At 64.0% G+C, this 15,253-nt stretch carries 18 protein-coding genes; 15 read left to right on the top strand and 3 right to left on the bottom strand.

Translation table 11 applies throughout. The features are described from left to right. Positions 1-133: 133 nt before the first annotated feature. The 6 genes from ACNPM8_RS02385 to ACNPM8_RS02360 are packed head-to-tail and all read left to right on the top strand — an operon-like array spanning position 134 to position 4,233. Positions 134-688, top strand: a complete 555-nt coding sequence (locus ACNPM8_RS02385; RefSeq protein ID WP_448939241.1) for an alternate-type signal peptide domain-containing protein — start codon at positions 134-136, stop codon at positions 686-688. Between the two features lie 25 nt (positions 689-713). Then, entirely contained in the window at positions 714-1,289 is a 576-nt protein-coding gene (locus ACNPM8_RS02380) for a hypothetical protein (RefSeq protein WP_448939240.1), read from the top strand. Beyond that, positions 1,286-1,855, top strand: a complete 570-nt coding sequence (locus ACNPM8_RS02375) for a signal peptidase I (protein WP_448939239.1) — start codon at positions 1,286-1,288, stop codon at positions 1,853-1,855. Before ACNPM8_RS02380 ends, ACNPM8_RS02375 begins: the two co-directional genes overlap by 4 nt. Next, positions 1,852-2,538 (top strand): hypothetical protein, encoded by a 687-nt coding sequence (locus ACNPM8_RS02370; RefSeq protein ID WP_448939238.1) that lies wholly within the window; start codon positions 1,852-1,854, stop codon positions 2,536-2,538. The genes ACNPM8_RS02375 and ACNPM8_RS02370 overlap by 4 nt, the downstream gene beginning before the upstream one ends. Continuing rightward, entirely contained in the window at positions 2,535-3,110 is a 576-nt protein-coding gene (locus tag ACNPM8_RS02365; protein ID WP_448939237.1) for a hypothetical protein, read from the top strand. The genes ACNPM8_RS02370 and ACNPM8_RS02365 overlap by 4 nt, the downstream gene beginning before the upstream one ends. Position 3,111: 1 nt before the next feature. Then, on the top strand, positions 3,112-4,233 hold the full coding sequence (locus ACNPM8_RS02360) for a hypothetical protein (RefSeq protein WP_448939236.1): 1,122 nt from the start codon (positions 3,112-3,114) through the stop codon (positions 4,231-4,233). A 25-nt stretch (positions 4,234-4,258) separates the two neighbouring features. Here the strand turns inward: ACNPM8_RS02360 and ACNPM8_RS02355 are convergent, their stop codons facing one another. Beyond that, entirely contained in the window at positions 4,259-4,891 is a 633-nt protein-coding gene (locus ACNPM8_RS02355) for a TetR/AcrR family transcriptional regulator (RefSeq protein ID WP_448939235.1), read from the bottom strand. A 140-nt stretch (positions 4,892-5,031) separates the two neighbouring features. Between ACNPM8_RS02355 and ACNPM8_RS02350 the strand changes: the two genes are divergently transcribed. Together ACNPM8_RS02350 and ACNPM8_RS02345 are read left to right on the top strand one after the other, a co-directional pair. Then, on the top strand, positions 5,032-6,009 hold the full coding sequence (locus ACNPM8_RS02350; protein ID WP_448939234.1) for a nitrilase-related carbon-nitrogen hydrolase: 978 nt from the start codon (positions 5,032-5,034) through the stop codon (positions 6,007-6,009). Then, the gene (locus ACNPM8_RS02345) at positions 6,002-7,033 is read left to right on the top strand and encodes an agmatine deiminase family protein (RefSeq protein ID WP_448939233.1); all 1,032 of its coding nucleotides are present in this window, start codon (positions 6,002-6,004) and stop codon (positions 7,031-7,033) included. The genes ACNPM8_RS02350 and ACNPM8_RS02345 overlap by 8 nt, the downstream gene beginning before the upstream one ends. Positions 7,034-7,037: 4 nt before the next feature. Here ACNPM8_RS02345 and ACNPM8_RS02340 read toward each other — a convergent pair whose 3' ends face one another. After that, on the bottom strand, positions 7,038-8,213 hold the full coding sequence (locus ACNPM8_RS02340; protein WP_448939232.1) for an FAD-dependent oxidoreductase: 1,176 nt from the start codon (positions 8,211-8,213) through the stop codon (positions 7,038-7,040). 113 nt (positions 8,214-8,326) lie between these two features. Here ACNPM8_RS02340 and ACNPM8_RS02335 point away from each other — a divergent pair, with 113 nt between their 5' ends. The 3 genes from ACNPM8_RS02335 (at position 8,327) to ACNPM8_RS02325 (ending at position 11,038) form a co-directional block, all read left to right on the top strand. After that, positions 8,327-9,064, top strand: coding sequence for a sulfite exporter TauE/SafE family protein (locus ACNPM8_RS02335; protein WP_448939231.1), 738 nt, complete (start codon positions 8,327-8,329; stop codon positions 9,062-9,064). Between the two features lie 78 nt (positions 9,065-9,142). Next, positions 9,143-10,306, top strand: a complete 1,164-nt coding sequence (locus tag ACNPM8_RS02330) for a hypothetical protein (RefSeq protein WP_448939230.1) — start codon at positions 9,143-9,145, stop codon at positions 10,304-10,306. A gap of 69 nt (positions 10,307-10,375) precedes the next feature. Next, positions 10,376-11,038: a GOLPH3/VPS74 family protein gene (locus ACNPM8_RS02325; protein WP_133834139.1), complete on the top strand. Its 663-nt coding sequence runs from the start codon at positions 10,376-10,378 to the stop codon at positions 11,036-11,038. A 39-nt stretch (positions 11,039-11,077) separates the two neighbouring features. Here the strand turns inward: ACNPM8_RS02325 and ACNPM8_RS02320 are convergent, their stop codons facing one another. Beyond that, positions 11,078-11,743 carry a GntR family transcriptional regulator gene (locus ACNPM8_RS02320; protein ID WP_105656154.1) on the bottom strand — a complete coding sequence of 222 codons (666 nt, stop codon included), beginning with the start codon at positions 11,741-11,743 and terminating at the stop codon, positions 11,078-11,080. A 167-nt stretch (positions 11,744-11,910) separates the two neighbouring features. Between ACNPM8_RS02320 and ACNPM8_RS02315 the strand changes: the two genes are divergently transcribed. Genes ACNPM8_RS02315 through ACNPM8_RS02300 form a run of 4 tightly spaced genes read left to right on the top strand, consistent with a single transcriptional unit; the run spans position 11,911 to position 15,224 of the window. Next, positions 11,911-13,032, top strand: a complete 1,122-nt coding sequence (locus tag ACNPM8_RS02315) for a type III polyketide synthase (protein ID WP_448939229.1) — start codon at positions 11,911-11,913, stop codon at positions 13,030-13,032. Further along, positions 13,032-13,745 carry a methyltransferase domain-containing protein gene (locus tag ACNPM8_RS02310; protein WP_448939228.1) on the top strand — a complete coding sequence of 238 codons (714 nt, stop codon included), beginning with the start codon at positions 13,032-13,034 and terminating at the stop codon, positions 13,743-13,745. Before ACNPM8_RS02315 ends, ACNPM8_RS02310 begins: the two co-directional genes overlap by 1 nt. Next, positions 13,738-14,871 (top strand): FAD-dependent oxidoreductase, encoded by a 1,134-nt coding sequence (locus tag ACNPM8_RS02305; protein WP_448939227.1) that lies wholly within the window; start codon positions 13,738-13,740, stop codon positions 14,869-14,871. Before ACNPM8_RS02310 ends, ACNPM8_RS02305 begins: the two co-directional genes overlap by 8 nt. Positions 14,872-14,903: 32 nt before the next feature. Further along, the gene (locus ACNPM8_RS02300) at positions 14,904-15,224 is read left to right on the top strand and encodes a hypothetical protein (RefSeq protein WP_448937789.1); all 321 of its coding nucleotides are present in this window, start codon (positions 14,904-14,906) and stop codon (positions 15,222-15,224) included. The last annotated feature ends 29 nt before the right edge of the window (positions 15,225-15,253 follow it).

Raw genomic sequence — 15,253 nt, 5'->3', positions numbered from 1 at the left:
TTGGGTTGTTCCCTTTCGTGGTGCAGGCCGGCGGCAGCGACATGTGACGTCCGGGGGTTGTAAAATCTACTAAACAAGCTTTACTTAAAGTGTGTGTCACTGGGGGCACTCGAACTTTGAGGATGCGTATTTCATGAAGAAAGTAACCAAGGCAACCATTGCTGCTGTTGCAGCCGGAGCGCTGTTGCTCGGCGGCGCTGGAACGATAGCGCGCTGGCAGGCGCAGCAGACTATTGATGCGGGCACCGTGGAAACCGGCCACCTGAACTTGACGACCAACGGGGCGGGCACCTGGCAGGACATCAGCAATCCGGATGCGCCCGAGCCGTTCGACCCGGCAACCCAGCGGCTCGTTCCCGGCGACGTTGTTGCGTTCAGCCAGACCGCCACCATCGATGCCGAAGGCAAGAACATTGCCGGATCCCTGAGCGTCGACCAGGCGGCTACGGCGCTGGGAGCGTTGGAAGGATACGTGACCGTCGCGCTGCAGGTCGATGCATCAGCGCCGGGGATCACCGAAGAAGCTGACGGCACACTGAGCTTTGCCGATCCGGGCACCTATTCAGTTCCATTCCTGATCACCGTCACCTTTGCCGAAGGATCGGTGGGGGACACCCCGCCGTCGACCTACGACCAGCCGCTGGATCTTGAAGCGCTGACGCTGACCTTGGACCAAGTCCGCGCTTAGTCATGGAACGTGGATTGGCTGATGCATGCCCAAACCCTTGAAGTTCGCCATGGTCGCGGTTGTGCTCTTGCTGCTGGGTATCAGCGCGCAAGGCACGGCCGCAACTTGGCGCGCCGAAAGCACGGTGGATCCGCCAGCCTTGAAAACTGGTTCGCTGGCATTACTGGCCGGTGGCGAAACCGAGCACCAGTTCGCGAATCTGTCCGGCAGCGAGCTGATCCCCGGGGCGTTTACGCAAGCACCACTGGTGATCAGCAATGCTGGCACTGTGGACTTGACCTATCAGCTGGATGGGGCGGTCAATGCGACCGCGTCGCCGACTGCCGCTGATCGTGCCCTGTCCAGCGCTTTGCAACTGAGCATCTATTCCGGCATGGACCAAGCGGCCTGCGAAGACGACCAGCCGCTGGCCGGGGAACGGCTGTACGCCGGGCCGCTGGGATCCACCGCCTCCTTCGCAGCTGCCAGGGTGCTGCGCGCCGCGCCGGCGATGGCGCATGAGGCCTTGTGCATTCGTGTTTCGGTTCCCTCCGGGGCACCTCAAACGGCTTCCGGCGGGAAAGTGGCGCTCAAGCTGGGGTTCGCGGGGCAGCAGCGATGACAATTGGGAACCGCGTCCGGCGCAGGGAACAGCAGGAACGCACAGGAATCCGGTGGTGGTGCGGGCAGGTGCTTTCCTGGCTCGTGCTGTTCATCGTCCTTGCCCTGATTGCCGTCATGATCGTGGTTCCGAAATTAGGCGGGGCGACGGCGTATACAGTGCTCACCGGATCCATGCGGCCGCATTTGCCGCCCGGGACTTTGGTGGTGGTGAAGCCGATTGACCCGGAGCACCTTCGCATTGGCGAGGTTGCCACCTACCAGCTGGAATCAGGTGAGCCTGAAGTCGTCACGCACCGTGTTTCCGCTATCGGCGCGAGCCTGGGCGGGGAAGAACAATTCATTTTCCGCGGGGATGCAAACAACACCGATGACGCTCCGGTGCAACCCGAACAGATCCGGGGCAAGCTCTGGTATTCCGTCCCGCTCCTGGGATATGTGAACAGCGCTCTGTCACTCCAGCAGAGAACGTGGCTGACCTGGATCGCAGCGAGCGGATTGATCGCGTATTCGCTGGTGATGTTCGGCGGGGCGTGGCGCGAACGGCAGGGGAAAGGGCAACGATGAAGGTCCGTTTTCTTGCAGCCAGTGCGGCCATGGCGGCCGTAATTCCCTGCGCAGCGCTCGGCCTGGCACTGCCTGCATCGGGCGCGGACGCTGGCCAGGGCCTGAGCTACAGCTTGGACGGCAGGGTCTATTCCGATGCCCCTCCGCAGGTATTTGGAGGAGGCCCGGTCTTGGTGCCAGGCGTTGAATCCACAGGATCCTTGTGGATTCGCAATGACCGGGAGTCGGATATCGAAGTCCGCATCCGGACGGTCGCGCCCGCTGCGTCGACACGGATCTATTTCGAAACAGCCGGTGCCTCGGTAGTCCGGTTGGAACCGGACAAGGCCGCGGAATTCGGACTGAGGGTCGGACTGCCCTGGTCGGCGGAAAATGAGTCGGAGGACCAGCAGGTGCCTTCGTTGCAGGTGCGCATCGACGCGGTCGAATTACCAGGCGGAGGTGGGAAAGCGCCGGATTCTTCACGGCCGCCCGACGAAGGTGATTCGCCCGACAGCGATGCGCCGAGGGAAGAGCTGCCCCGATCGGATCCTCCCGAGCGGCATGATGGGCTCGGAGATACCGGGTTCCGCGGTGCGGCGCTGCTTGCGGCGGCAGGCATCGCGGGTATTGGGGGATTGTCGTTGCTTGCTGCGCGACGCAGGAATCAAAAGGAACTTGAAACGGACGGAGTGGAACGATGAGCGACCGTTCAATGCGCATCAAGGCAATTTTGTCCTTGGGCATCCTCGTAGGATTCGGCACCGTCTCGACGCTGGCCTCATGGACCGGGCAAGCGACAACTACCTCGAACGTCAGCACGGCCACCGTTGCCCTGGGAGTTGGGGCCACTGCGGGCACCGCGACCTCGGCCAGCTACCAGATGCCCATCAGCGGCAACAACTTGTTTCCGGGATCGACATCGGCATCCGTAGTGACAGTGAAGAACACCGGTTCCATCTCGGCGCCCTATGTTTTCGGCGGAAGAATCACCGAATCGGGCAACGCTGCGCTGGGGGCGGCACTCAATATCGTTGTGAAAATAGGCGCCACGGTCAGCGGCACCGGCTCCAGTGTCACTTGCTCGGGCGGAACCACGCTGCTGTCGAAAAACGCTGGATCCCCGTTCGGCAGTGCCTCGGCCGCCAGGCCCTTGGCCGCCGGCAGCAGCGAAACCCTGTGCGTGCAGTACTCGTTGCCTGTAACCGCGGCCAACGCGCTGCAGGGAGCCACGACGGCAATCGCCCTGGACTTCACCTCGACGGTGGGTTCATGAGATGAAGTTGAGTAGAACTGGACCTCGCACAGGATCTTCGCTGACGCTGTTCCAGCGCCTCGTGCTGAACGCCTGCGCCGCGGCCGGGACCCTGTGCCTGGTCATGGCGGTGCTGGCGTTGGCTTTCGGGATCAAGCCCCTGGTTTTCGCCTCGGGATCCATGGGACCGGGCATCCCCACTGGATCGCTGGGCATTGCCGTGCCATCGGCTGCGGAGGAAATCGCAATTGGCGATGTGGTCTCGGTGGTCAACGGCCAGGGCCAGCGGATCACCCATCGGGTTGCAGAGCAGGTTCCCGGCGGGCTGATCCTCAAGGGTGATGCCAATCCCGTTCCCGATTTGGAAGTCTACCGGGTGGAGCAGCTGGACCGGTTGCTTTTCAGCGTCCCCGGGCTGGGCTATGCGATTACCTGGCTCAGCCAGCCTTGGGCGTATTTCCTCGGCGGCCTGCTGTGCGCATACGTGTTCTTCATTGCCTTCCGGCGCCATGGCCGGAACTCCAGCGGCGGGCCGCCGCGGACAGGGGGCACCGGGGTTCTCCGTCAGTCATCAGAGCAAGTACCGGCAGAAGTGCAGGCAGCCAAGAGACCCTCGCGCTTCTCCCGGATGGTCGCCGGGCTCACAGCGGCGGCATTGCTGGGCGCGATTGCCCTGCACGGGCCGAGAGCCGAAGTGACCCAGGCGGCCTTCACCGGTACCGCCACTGCATCCTCCTCCATCCGGGCAAGCACGTTGCCGCCGGCGACAGGTTCGCTGGCCTGCGCCGAGTCCGGCCTGGTCCTGACCACTGCCACGGTTTCCTGGCCAGCGCAGCAGCTGCCGCCCGGAGCCCGTCTGGTGCTCAGGCTGCAGACCAGTGCAACCACCTTCGGGTACACGAACCTGGCATCCGGGGCGACCTCCGCAGCCTATGGGCCGGGACTGAATCTGCTGGGCTTGATCACGACGGGAGGTGCCCAGACGATGGAGCTTAAGCTGCTGGCCGTCTACACCACCGATAGCAAGGAGGTCAACGAAACCGGGAGCAATATCGGATGGAGCGCCCCGCTGGCCACCTCGCCGCCGCGTACGATCGTCTACCATCCCGGGCTGCTGCTTGCCAGGGACTTCACCTGCTCCTAGGGCGCAGCGCTCAGTGCCACCGCGCTTAGCAGTCTTCCGCGTCGTTCGCGCGGGCCGGCGCCTGCTGGCCGAAGGCGGCCAGCAGCATTGAGAGCCCCAGCTCGAAGGTTGCCCGGGGACGGCTGCTATCGGGCAGGTCGGCATCCAACGCTTCTTTGAAATAACGCGATGACTCGGCATTAGGCTCCCAGACAAGTGCAGGTGCCGCCGCGTCCAAGGCAGAACCGAGCACGAACGAGTCGACGATCGTGATGGCCTGCAGCCGCCGCTTCGGTCCGAACCCGGCCAAGGCGAAAGCCTCAGCCAGCGCGTCGTAGACGCGTAGCGTGGTGCTGTCGCGGACCGTGTGGCTGGTCAACAAGGGGATCAGCCTCGGGTGCTGGGAGTAGGAGGTCCAGTATTCCGTGGCAATATCCCGCACGGCTTCCTGCCAGGCGATGCTGCGTAAGTCGGGCAAACGGATTTCCGACATGGCCCGGCCTCTCATCAACTCGATGATCTCATCCCTGCCGGCCACGTGGTTGTACAGGGACGAGGCGGAAACCGAGAGAGCCTTGGCCAATTGGGGAAGCGTGAACTCGCCGTGGGCGTCGACGAGGTTGAGCGCGGCCTCGGCGATTGCGGTGGTGCTGAGCTTCGGCTTGGAAGGCCTGGCCATGAATTCTCCCGTTGTTGAAGGTTCTGGGTAGAGCTTACACAAATAAACGAAAGTCATTCGTTAAATCCCTTGCGCCGAGGCCTTTGCTGGACCTAATCTTTAAACGAATACCATTCGTTTAATATCTGAAGGGGAGCCCAATGCAAGAGATCCTGGCCCTAGAACCACCCGTTTCCCCGGCGCGTGCCGAAGCCAAGTCGCGCGGCGAGATCACCATTGCGCTGGTGCAGCACCGCTGGCGCGAAGACCCGCGGGAACTGCGCGGCGAACTGGAGGACGGCATTGCCCGCGCGGCCAAGCATGGCGCGCGCATCGTCTTCCTTCCGGAACTGACCCTGGGGAAATACCCCGCCTTCGAGATCCCGGACGCCGACGCCGCGGACGAGGCCGCCGAGGATCTGGAGAACGGGCCGACCGTGGCCTTCGCCCGCGAGATGGCCGCCAAGTACAACCTGCACGTGCACATCTCGCTGTTCCGCAAGGCTCCGGCCGCCGACGGGTTGGGATTGAACACCGCAGTGGTTCTTTCCCCGGAGGGCCGGATCGTCGCGCTGACCAACAAGCTGCATATTCCGCGGACCGCCGGCTACTACGAGGACAAGTACTTCCGCGAAGGGCCCAACGACGAGCCCTACCCGCTGCACCGCATCGAGGCGCTCGGGGACCTGGCCATGGGCCTGCCCACGTGCTGGGACGAATGGTTCAGCGAGCCGCCGCGCATCTATTCGCTAGCCGGAGCGGACCTGCTGGCCTATCCCACCGCAATCGGTTCCGAACCGGACCACCCGGACTTCGACACCGAGCCGCTGTGGCGCCAAACCATCATTGGCAACGGCATTGCCAACGGGCTGTTCATGGTTGTCCCTAACCGCTGGGGCGACGAGGGGGCGCTGGACTTCTACGGATCATCATTCATCTCGGACCCCTACGGCCGCATCCTGGCCCGCGCCCCGCGCGATGCCTCAGCGGTGCTCGTGGCCACCTTGGACCTGGACGCCCGCCGCGACTGGCTGGAGCTCTTCCCGTTCCTGCGCACCCGCCGGCCCGATACCTACTCGGTGCTGGCTGCGCCGCGCGAAGACGCGCAGCTGGGAGAACGGATGCAGTCCCATGCCTGAGTTGCGCATGCCGGCCGAAACCGAAGCCCATGAGCGCATCTTCATGGCATTTCCCTCCGGCGGCTACACGCTGGGGGAAACCGAAGCGCAGGCCGAAGCTGCCCGTGCCGCCTGGAGCGCCGTGGCCCGGGCAGTCAGCGCCTTCACCCCAGTCACAATGGTGGTGGACCCGGCCAGCGAAGCCGAGGCCCGGCGCCATCTGGGCGATGCGGTCAGCTACTGCCTGCACCCGCTGGACGATGCCTGGATGCGCGATTCCGGCCCGAGCTTCGTGCGTACCGCACAGGGCCAGCTCAAGGCGGTGAACTGGAACTTCAACGGCTGGGGCGCGCAGAGCTGGGCATCCTGGGACAAGGACCGCCTGGTGGCGGGCCATGTCGCGCGCCTTGCCGGCGCAGAAGAGATACGGGCGTCGATCACCAATGAGGGTGGCGGGATCCACGTGGACGGCGAGGGAACGGTACTGGCCACGCGCAGCGTCCAGCTGGATCCGGGGCGCAACCCGGGCAAGACCGAGAAGGACATCGAGGACGAGTTCGCCCGGCTGCTCGGAACCCGGAAGACCATTTGGCTCGATCGCGGGCTGAGCCGCGACAACGAGGAATTCGGCACGCGCGGCCACGTGGACATCGTCGCCTGCTTCGCCCGGCCCGGTGTCGTGCTCTACCACGACCAGCAGGATCCGCGGCACCCGGACCACGCGATTTCGCAGGCCGTGCGCGCACGGCTGGAGCAATCAACCGACGCGCAGGGACGGACGCTGGAGCTCATTGCCGTGCCGGCGCCGACCGTGCTGCGCGATGCCGAAGGCTGGGTGGACTATTCCTATATCAACCATCTGGTGACCAACGGCGGGGTCATCGCCTGCAGCTTCGATGATCCCAACGACCACCAGGCCGCGAGCATCCTTGCCGCGGCCTATCCAGGACGGGAAGTGGCCAGCGTGGATGCGCGCGAGCTGTTCGCCCGCGGAGGCGGCATCCACTGCATCACCCAGCAGCAGCCCGCCGCGGAACGGGGATAGGCCCCTAGCCCAGGCCGACCGCGCGGCGGCGTTCCAGGAAGACCGGTTTCGCCGCCGTGCGGGTTGCGGAGAACAAGGGTTCGGCCGCACGCCGGCCCAGGGCCAGGTCGGCCAGGTACTCGCCGATGGCGGGCACGAATTTGAAGCCGTGCCCGCTGAATCCCGCGCCGACGGTGACCGGCCCCAGCGAATCGAGGATGAAGTGCTCGTCCTCGGTGTTGGCGTAGGTGCAGGACACCGTTTCGTAGCGCGAGGGATCCGCTCCCGGAAGCCAGCGTGCCGCGTAGTCCTGCAGCGCGCGCAGCTGTTCGTCGCTGGCCTGGTGCGGCCGGTGCTCCGGATCGATGATCCGTCCGGAACCATGCCAGCCCACCTTGATGCCTTCCCCCGGGGTGCGCATGCCGTAGATGGGACCGAAGACGCGTGATCCGATATCCCGCGCCGGATCCAGGGTGTGGTTGAACCCCGGCCAGTGCGCCGGCAGGTCCTTCTGCGCGAAATGCACCGGGTGCTCTTCGGTGACGTGGATGGCAGGAAGCTTGAGCGCATCGCCCAGCAGCAGCCCGGTCCAAGCCCCCGCGGCGACGATGGCATGGCGGGCCCGGATGGCCGACATGGTGCCCTGATGCTGGACTTGCACCTCGACACGGTCATCGGCAAGCACCTCCAATCCGGTCACCCGGTGCCCGTATTCCACGGCAGCTCCGTGCGCGACGGCCAGCTTCTGCAGCGAAGCTACCGCAAGATCGGCATTGATCTGGCCGCCGGCGGGGATATGCAGGACTTCGGTCTCGAACTTCATTCCCGCGAAACGCTCTTCCGCCGCAGCGATGCTCAGCAGCTCGCTGCCGAAACCTGCGTGGGCGAGGACCTGGTGCATTGCCCGTTGTTCGGCAACGATTCCGTGATTGACCAATCCGGTGCGCTCCAGCAGCGGAGTGCCGGCTTGCTCGGAAAGCGAATCCCACAAAGCATCGGAACGCTGCAACAGGCGAAGATACTCCGGTTCGGTGTAAGCAGGATTGAAGTTGCGGGTTGCTCCGTGCGAGGCGCCCTCCATATGGCCCGGGGCAAAGCGTTCCAGCAGGAGGACCTCGTGCCCCGCAGAGGCCAGGGACCACGCGGCCGCCGAGCCCATCGCGCCGCCGCCGATAATCAGGAAATCTACGTCATTGCTCACCTCTACAGCGTAAAACTCCAACTGAAGCGGGCTCCATTCAATTGACTCATTGGCCGTGGACTAACGTAATAGAGGATGGGAATCGGGAAAGCGGAGGCAGCGTGGAGCAAAGCGTGCAACTAGCGGCGGTAATCGGCTTGGCAGCCGCGGTATTCGTGGGCGCCTCCACGCAACGAATCTCCGGAATGGGGTTCGCACTGGTCTCCTCGCCCTTCCTGGTCATGGTCTTGGGACCCCATGATGGAGTCATGCTGGTCAACCTGCTCGGCGCCTGCAGCAGTTTGCTGATCTTTGCGCAGGTCTTCCGTCAGGTCGAGTACCGGAAGGTCGCCTTCATGCTCATACCGGCCATGCTCATGACCGTTCCCGGAGCTTGGCTGGCGAACTCGCTGGAGGGTCCATGGCTTTCCATCGGCATATCGTTCATGGTGATCCTGGCACTGGTTTCGAGCTTCATGATTCGAAATCTCGCGATGGCCCAAAGCAAGGGATTGGCCGTCGGTGCCGGGGCAGTTTCCGGATTCATGTCGGTGACCGCAGGTGTCTCCGGCCCGGCCATCGCGGGATACGCCGTGGCCAGCCGCTGGCCGCAGGCGCAATTCGCCATCTCCGTGCAGCTCTACTTCCTGGTGCTGTCGCTGACGTCCCTGGTCGCCAAGGGCGGCATGCCTCACCTGGATTGGCAGCAGTGGGGTGCCTGCCTTGGCGCGATGGTGCTGGGCATCTTGCTGGGCAACTACCTGGCTCCGAGGATCCCGCAAAAATTCAGTCGCGCATTCGTGATACTGATTGCCTTCGGCGGTGCCGTGAGCCTGATGGCCAGCGGCTTGGTCGACTTGGCCTCCCACTAGCGCAGTGCGCTGCTGCGCGGCGTGCGGCGGCGCCGCGGGCGGTACACGTTCTTCAATGAAAATGAGAGAATGTACTCCGTGCATTCCCAATATCCCGATGTAACTCTCAGCAAACGAGTCAGCGAACTAGACATTGAGCGCCGTGCCCTGTGGGCCGGCCTGTTCTGTTCCCTATTCGGGTTGGTTGTGGGGCTCATTGTTTTCGCCGGCGAACGTCCGCCGCTCTTTGGCGATCTGTCCGTGGGCATCGTCTCCGCCGTTTGCGGTGCTGTCTCAGCCGGAACCAGCAGCGCCTATGCTTTCCGTTCGATGCTGAGAGCACGGGAACCGTGGCTCAAGAAGATTCCCAAATGGCGCCAGATCGTCACGGCCCTGGGTCTTGTATTGGTGCACGTAGCCAGTTCGGTCATGATCCTGCTGGTGGTCTTCCATTTGTTCCAGCAGGCCTTCTACGGGCTGCATCTGGATGTGCTTGCAGGCGCGCTGGCAGTCAGCGTCGCCACGGGCATCTCCGCCTACCTGTCCCTGGAAGCAACCGCGCGCATCAACGCGGAATCACTTTCCGTGGTGCTGGGCATCTTCATGAGCGCCGGGGTGCTGATCAGCATGCTGCTGGCCGAAGACCAGGGCTGGTGGCAGAGCATGTTCTCTTCGCTGGGAACCACGCAGGCCGGCATGGGCTCGTTCTGGACCTTCAACCTCACGCTGGTGATTTCCGGCTTGGTGCTGGCGGCCTTCACCGAATTCCTGACCCGCGACCTGGTCCGCTTGGCCCAGTCCTACCGTTGCCGCCCGGCGCTGGAAAGGTACAGGATTGCACGAATGGTGCGTCCCCGGCCGCGGCTCGTGCGCTGGTGCCTGCTGATTGTCTCGGTCGGCATTATCGGCATTGGTCTGGTCCCCTTCGATCTGTCGATGGAAGTGCATTCGGCCTTCGTGCAGATGGTCTCGGCAGCCATGATCTTCCTGCTGCTGGGCACCATCGTGCTGCTGCCTGGCTACCCTGCGGTGTTCCATATGCTGTCCTACGCGGCCATTGGCGCGATCTGGGCGGCCTTCCAGCTGTGGACCGAATGGTCCTACTACAACCTGACCGGTTTCGAGCTCTCGGTCGTGGCCATCATGTTCAGCTGGATCTCGGTGTTCATCCGCACGACTTCGGCGATGACCCAGGACCGTTCAGAACCCCGCACCACCCACTCGCCTTCCGAAGTAGCCAAGGCGAAGAAGTCCGCGGCCTAGGGCGGCCGAGCATGAATATCAATCGGAAGGCTGAAGCATTTCGCCTCCGCAGGCCGGTAGCCTGAAAATATGTTGATTGCGGAAAAGCTCTACTTGCTAATGGCCGATGACTCCGAAAAGCCGGAGACAGTTGTATCAGCTACGGGATACGGCATGAATGCTGCCATCATCACCGACTTGATGATCGCTGGGCGTGTGGCGCTGAGCGAGGATCAGCAGCGGCAGATCCAACTCATCGGTGCCGGCCCCTGCCCGGATCCAGTTCTCGCCGCGCCATTGGAAAAGCTGGAAAAGAGAGGCAATCTGAGCCTCGACGAAGCGGTGAAGATCAATTCCTTGTGCGATGCGCGCTCGCTGACCGATTCCTTGGCCAAGGGCGGGATTATCGAATACGGCGAACGCACACTGCTGGGCTTGGGCAAGCAGCGGGTCCGCATCATCAACCAGCAGATCCAGCGCCAGATCCGGACCGACCTGCAAGGCGCCCTGCACGGACAGAAGATCCCGGGAACCAGCGACACCACCGTGCTCGCGATCCTGCAGGCGATAGGCCTGGTGAACGATGTGCTGGAAGAAGAGCTCGCACCCATGACGGGAAGCCAAGCGCAGTCCCGGATTGCGGAACTCGCACAGGATTCACCAGCAGCCGACTCCGCGCAACGGGCAGTAGCAGCGATGAACGCCGCCATCGTTACCCAGCGCGTCATTCCGCCCGCACCCGGAAAGAAATAGCTGGACGGCGCTCGCAAGGAAAGACTACTGCGCGATGATTCAGCGCAGGGTGCTCAATCCCGCATCCATGACCACCTGGATAGTGGAGCGGTAGTGGCTATTGAGCAGTTCACCGAGCAGGGCTGCATTACGGTCCAAGGCGGCATCCAGGATTTCCTGGTGCTCCTTTTCAACGTTGCGCTTGCCTGCGGCCTTCGACGGGGCAGCCCAGCGGCGGTACAGCTCGGTGAAGTTCGAAAGGTCGGCAGAGAGCTTGAGCATCGGCTGGCAATCGCACGGCACCAGCAGTGCATGGTGGAATTCGCGGTGCGCCTCGGACCATGCGGGGTTGACGGTGCCAGGTTCCTCCGGCAAACGCCTCGGAGTGCGCGAAAGCTTGTGGTGGGCTGCGATCAAGTTCGATTCCCACGCGACATCTCCGCGCTCCACCGCCAAGCGGGCGGCCAGTGCCTCGGTGGAACACCGCAGTTCGGTGATATCCGCCAGTTCGCGCAGGTTCAGATCCGGCACGAAGAAACCGCGGTTTGGGCGGATGACCACCAGGTTTTCCCCCGCTAGCCGGGTCAGCGATTCGCGGATCACGGTGGTGCTGGTCTCGAACTGCTCTGCCAAAGTGGTCGGCTGAAGGCGGTCGCCGGGGGACCAGAAGCCATCAAGGATGGTTCGGCGGATACCCTCCAGGGAATGAACTGATGCCTTTGCCAAGATGACCTCTTCATGCGTGATCGATTAAATCTGATGTTAATAACAATAATCATATTCTTCGCAGGGGATAGATAATCCACGCGCACGGCGGAACAGAATACCCGGGCTATTGCTGGTAATTCGCCAAAGCTGTTTACCTTCCGCCGCATCGGTCCTAGGCTCGGGTCATGTCAGTGAAGATCCGCACGATCCAAACCGCAGTTCCCGCGACGACCCTGGCCCAGGAAGAGATCCGCGATGTCTTCGCCAGCCAGCCGAACCTGAGCCGGCTGGGTGAACGGCTCATCGCCACCTCGTTCAACTCCGCCGCGATCAACACCAGGTACAGCTGCGTCGATGAATTCGACCTCTCCCTGCCCGAACCCGAAACTCCGCTGTTCTACGACCGGGTTGAAGGCCGGCTGCTCTCCCCGAGCACCGCCGAACGCAACGGCATCTACGCGAAGCAGGCCAGCATGCTGTTCACGAACGCCGCGAAAAAAGCACTCGATGCCTGCGCGGATCTTGCCCCGGAAGATATCACCCACGTCATAACCGTCTCCTGCACCGGGTTCTACAACCCGGGCCCGGACTACCAGATCGTGCGGGCGCTGGGGCTGGCACCGAGCACCGTGCGCCACCACCTTGGTTTCATGGGATGCTACGCGGCGTTCCCCGCCCTGCGCGCGGCCCGCGCCTTCTGCCTGGCCGATCCTCAAGCCACCGTGCTGGTGGTCTGCGCCGAGCTGTGCACGTTGCATGTGCACAGCTCCAATGACCCGGACACCATCATGGGTTCGGCCATCTTCGCCGACGGGGCCGCGGCGGTGATCGTCTCGGCGCAGGGCAGCGGGCTGCTGCAAATGGACGGCTTCGAAACCGTGCTCACCCCGGTGGGCGAGGAGGCCATGGCCTGGAATATCGGCGACCACGGATTCGAGATGGTGCTGGGCACCTACGTTCCGCACATCATCGACGAGCACATCACCGGGGCGCTGCAGCCGCTCTTGGCCAAGGACGCCGACCCGGAACTCTCTGTGGACCGGATCCAGCATTGGGGTCTGCACCCCGGGGGCCGGGCCATCCTGGACCGGGTGCAAAACCGGCTGGGCCTGGATGACCAGCAGCTGGTGCCAGCCCGCGCGATCCTGGATCGCTATGGGAACATGTCCAGCGCCACGGTGCTATTCGTGCTCAAGGAAATCCTGGAAGCGGCCGCTACGGACGAGGGCGAAAGGGTCTGCTCCATGGCATTCGGTCCGGGGCTGACGGTGGAATCCGGGCTGTTCACCATATGCCGGCAAGGATAATGCTCCGGCTGGCGCGGGCAGCGGAAGCCATCGAGGAAATGGACCGCCCGGATTGCGACCCGGTGCTGCTGCGCCGCACCTACGCGCAGTTCCCTCTGGTGAACCGGGTAGTAGCCGGCTGGCGGGGCAATTACGTGCAGTACATCCGCCCGTTGCTGGCGCGCCGGGTCCGGGCCAGGATACTGGACGTGGGCTGCGGGGGAGGAGACATTGCGGCGAATCTGGCGCGCTGGGCGCTCGCCGACGGGTTCGAGGTGGCAGTGTGCGGTATCGACCCGGATCCCCGGGCCATCTCCTACGCCCGGCAGGCGCTGCAACGCTGCAAGCTGCCGCGCGGGGTGCTGGAATTCCGGGAAACGACCAGCACCCGGCTAGCGGCCGACGGCGAGCAGTTCGACCTGGTGCTCTCCAACCACCTGCTGCACCATCTGGGTACGGACCAGCTGCGCCAGTTGCAGGACGAGACCGAGCAATTGTGCACCGGGATCGGGTTGCACAGCGATATCCGGCGTTCCCCGGTGGCGCTGGGCCTGTTCGGACTGGCGACCCTGCCGTTGGCAGGCAGTTCGCTGATCCGGCGCGATGGCCTGACCTCCATTCGGCGCAGCTTCGTGCCGGGGGAACTGGGGCAATTGCTCCGCCCTGGTTGGGAGGTGCGCACGCAGCGGCCATACCGCAACCTGCTGCTCTGGGAAGCTGGCGGCCATGGATGACGCCGCGATCATCGGCGCCGGGCCGGTGGGCCTGGCGCTGGCCATAGAGCTCGCCCAAAGCGGGCATGCCGTTCGGGTTTTCGAGCAGCGCGGCGCACCGGTAGCCCACTCGCGCGCCATCGGCCTGCATCCTCCAGCGCAAGAGGTCCTGGCGCGGCTCGGCGTGGGACCGGCGGTGCAGCGCGGCGGCGTGCAGATCCGCGGCGGACTCGGGATCTCGCGCGGGCGGAGTATCGCTTCGATGGATTTCTCCACTATTGGCGGCCAGTATCCCTATGTGCTGTCCTTGCCGCAGCAGGACACCGAGCAATTGCTGCGCAAGCGCTTGGAGCAGCTGGCACCGGGGTCATTGATGATGGACTGCGCTTTCGAGCAGGTACTTGGGCAATCGGAGCAAGCCGTGGAATTTGCCGCTGGCGGCGTGGCGCACCGGGCCCGGTGGCTGGCCGGAGCTGACGGGGTCCGCTCCGCGGTCCGCAGGGATCTCGGCGTGGGCTTTGCCGGAAGGGAACATCGCGACCGCTACCTGATGGGGGACTTCCCGGAGACCACTGGGCTGGCGCACACTGCGGCGCTTTTCCTGCATCAGCAGGGGATTGTCGAGTCCTTCCCGCTGCCGGCTGCACGGCGGCGCTGGGTGGTGCGCATCGAGCAAACCCAGGTCGATGATTCGCCGGGCATGCTGGCCGAGGCCATCTTGGATCGCACCGGATACCTTCTTGACGCCGAGGCCTGCACGATGACCAGCAATTTCGGCACTGCCACCCGGATGGTGCCCTCGATGGTCCATGGGCGCGTGGTGCTGCTGGGCGATGCGGCCCACCAGATCAGCCCGATCGGTGGGCAGGGGCTGAGCTTGGGGCTGGCTGATGCGCAGGCGGTGGTGCAGCTCATTGCCGCCAGGGCACCCCTTGAAGCCTTGGACGACCTGCGGCTCGGGGCCGCCCGCAGTGCGGCCCGGCGTGCGCAGGCGAACATGCTGCTGGGCCGTGCACTGCCGCGCTGGGCCGTCCCTTTGCGGGATTCGGCGTTTTCCCGGCTGGCCTCCAGTGCCTGGCTGCATGAGAAGGTGGCGCGCGATTTCACGATGACCGGTCCCGGACAGCGTTCGGTTCCCGTCGCATGACGAAATGGCAACGTTTCGAAGACTGATTGCGAATGGAGCATCTATCTGGATGGCGCCCAATGGCGCAGGAAGTGCACATCGACAAGCAGCTCGCCAACGGCTCGGTCAGCGGAGAAGTCAGGGCTTACCTGGGTGAAACCGACCACGGCGAGTCCATCTGGGGCGAGACCTTCCAGCTGGAGGCGGTCATGGCCGGCACCGGTGATGCGGTGGTCACCTACGAGCATCAGGATGGATTCCGGCACTGGAGCAAAGACCGACCGGCCTCTGCCACCAGCGGGCATCTGGGGGACATGGACCTTGCCGGTGCCGTGGGCAACCTCGGCCACCTGAAGGAATCCTTCAAGTACTGAACACCCGAAGGCAGCAGTGCCGGGGGGGG

The organism is Glutamicibacter sp. AGC46 (assembly GCF_053543715.1).
This window is presented reverse-complemented; position numbering and strand designations above follow the sequence as displayed.

Coding starts and splice junctions, on each gene's coding strand:
- ACNPM8_RS02385 (WP_448939241.1), top strand. CDS start 134: ATGAAGAAAGTAACCAAGGCAACCATTGCTGCTGTTGCAGCCGGAGCG.
- ACNPM8_RS02380 (WP_448939240.1), top strand. CDS start 714: ATGCCCAAACCCTTGAAGTTCGCCATGGTCGCGGTTGTGCTCTTGCTG.
- ACNPM8_RS02375 (WP_448939239.1), top strand. CDS start 1,286: ATGACAATTGGGAACCGCGTCCGGCGCAGGGAACAGCAGGAACGCACA.
- ACNPM8_RS02370 (WP_448939238.1), top strand. CDS start 1,852: ATGAAGGTCCGTTTTCTTGCAGCCAGTGCGGCCATGGCGGCCGTAATT.
- ACNPM8_RS02365 (WP_448939237.1), top strand. CDS start 2,535: ATGAGCGACCGTTCAATGCGCATCAAGGCAATTTTGTCCTTGGGCATC.
- ACNPM8_RS02360 (WP_448939236.1), top strand. CDS start 3,112: ATGAAGTTGAGTAGAACTGGACCTCGCACAGGATCTTCGCTGACGCTG.
- ACNPM8_RS02355 (WP_448939235.1), bottom strand. CDS start 4,891: ATGGCCAGGCCTTCCAAGCCGAAGCTCAGCACCACCGCAATCGCCGAG.
- ACNPM8_RS02350 (WP_448939234.1), top strand. CDS start 5,032: ATGCAAGAGATCCTGGCCCTAGAACCACCCGTTTCCCCGGCGCGTGCC.
- ACNPM8_RS02345 (WP_448939233.1), top strand. CDS start 6,002: ATGCCTGAGTTGCGCATGCCGGCCGAAACCGAAGCCCATGAGCGCATC.
- ACNPM8_RS02325 (WP_133834139.1), top strand. CDS start 10,376: ATGTTGATTGCGGAAAAGCTCTACTTGCTAATGGCCGATGACTCCGAA.
- ACNPM8_RS02315 (WP_448939229.1), top strand. CDS start 11,911: ATGTCAGTGAAGATCCGCACGATCCAAACCGCAGTTCCCGCGACGACC.
- ACNPM8_RS02310 (WP_448939228.1), top strand. CDS start 13,032: ATGCTCCGGCTGGCGCGGGCAGCGGAAGCCATCGAGGAAATGGACCGC.
- ACNPM8_RS02305 (WP_448939227.1), top strand. CDS start 13,738: ATGGATGACGCCGCGATCATCGGCGCCGGGCCGGTGGGCCTGGCGCTG.
- ACNPM8_RS02300 (WP_448937789.1), top strand. CDS start 14,904: ATGGAGCATCTATCTGGATGGCGCCCAATGGCGCAGGAAGTGCACATC.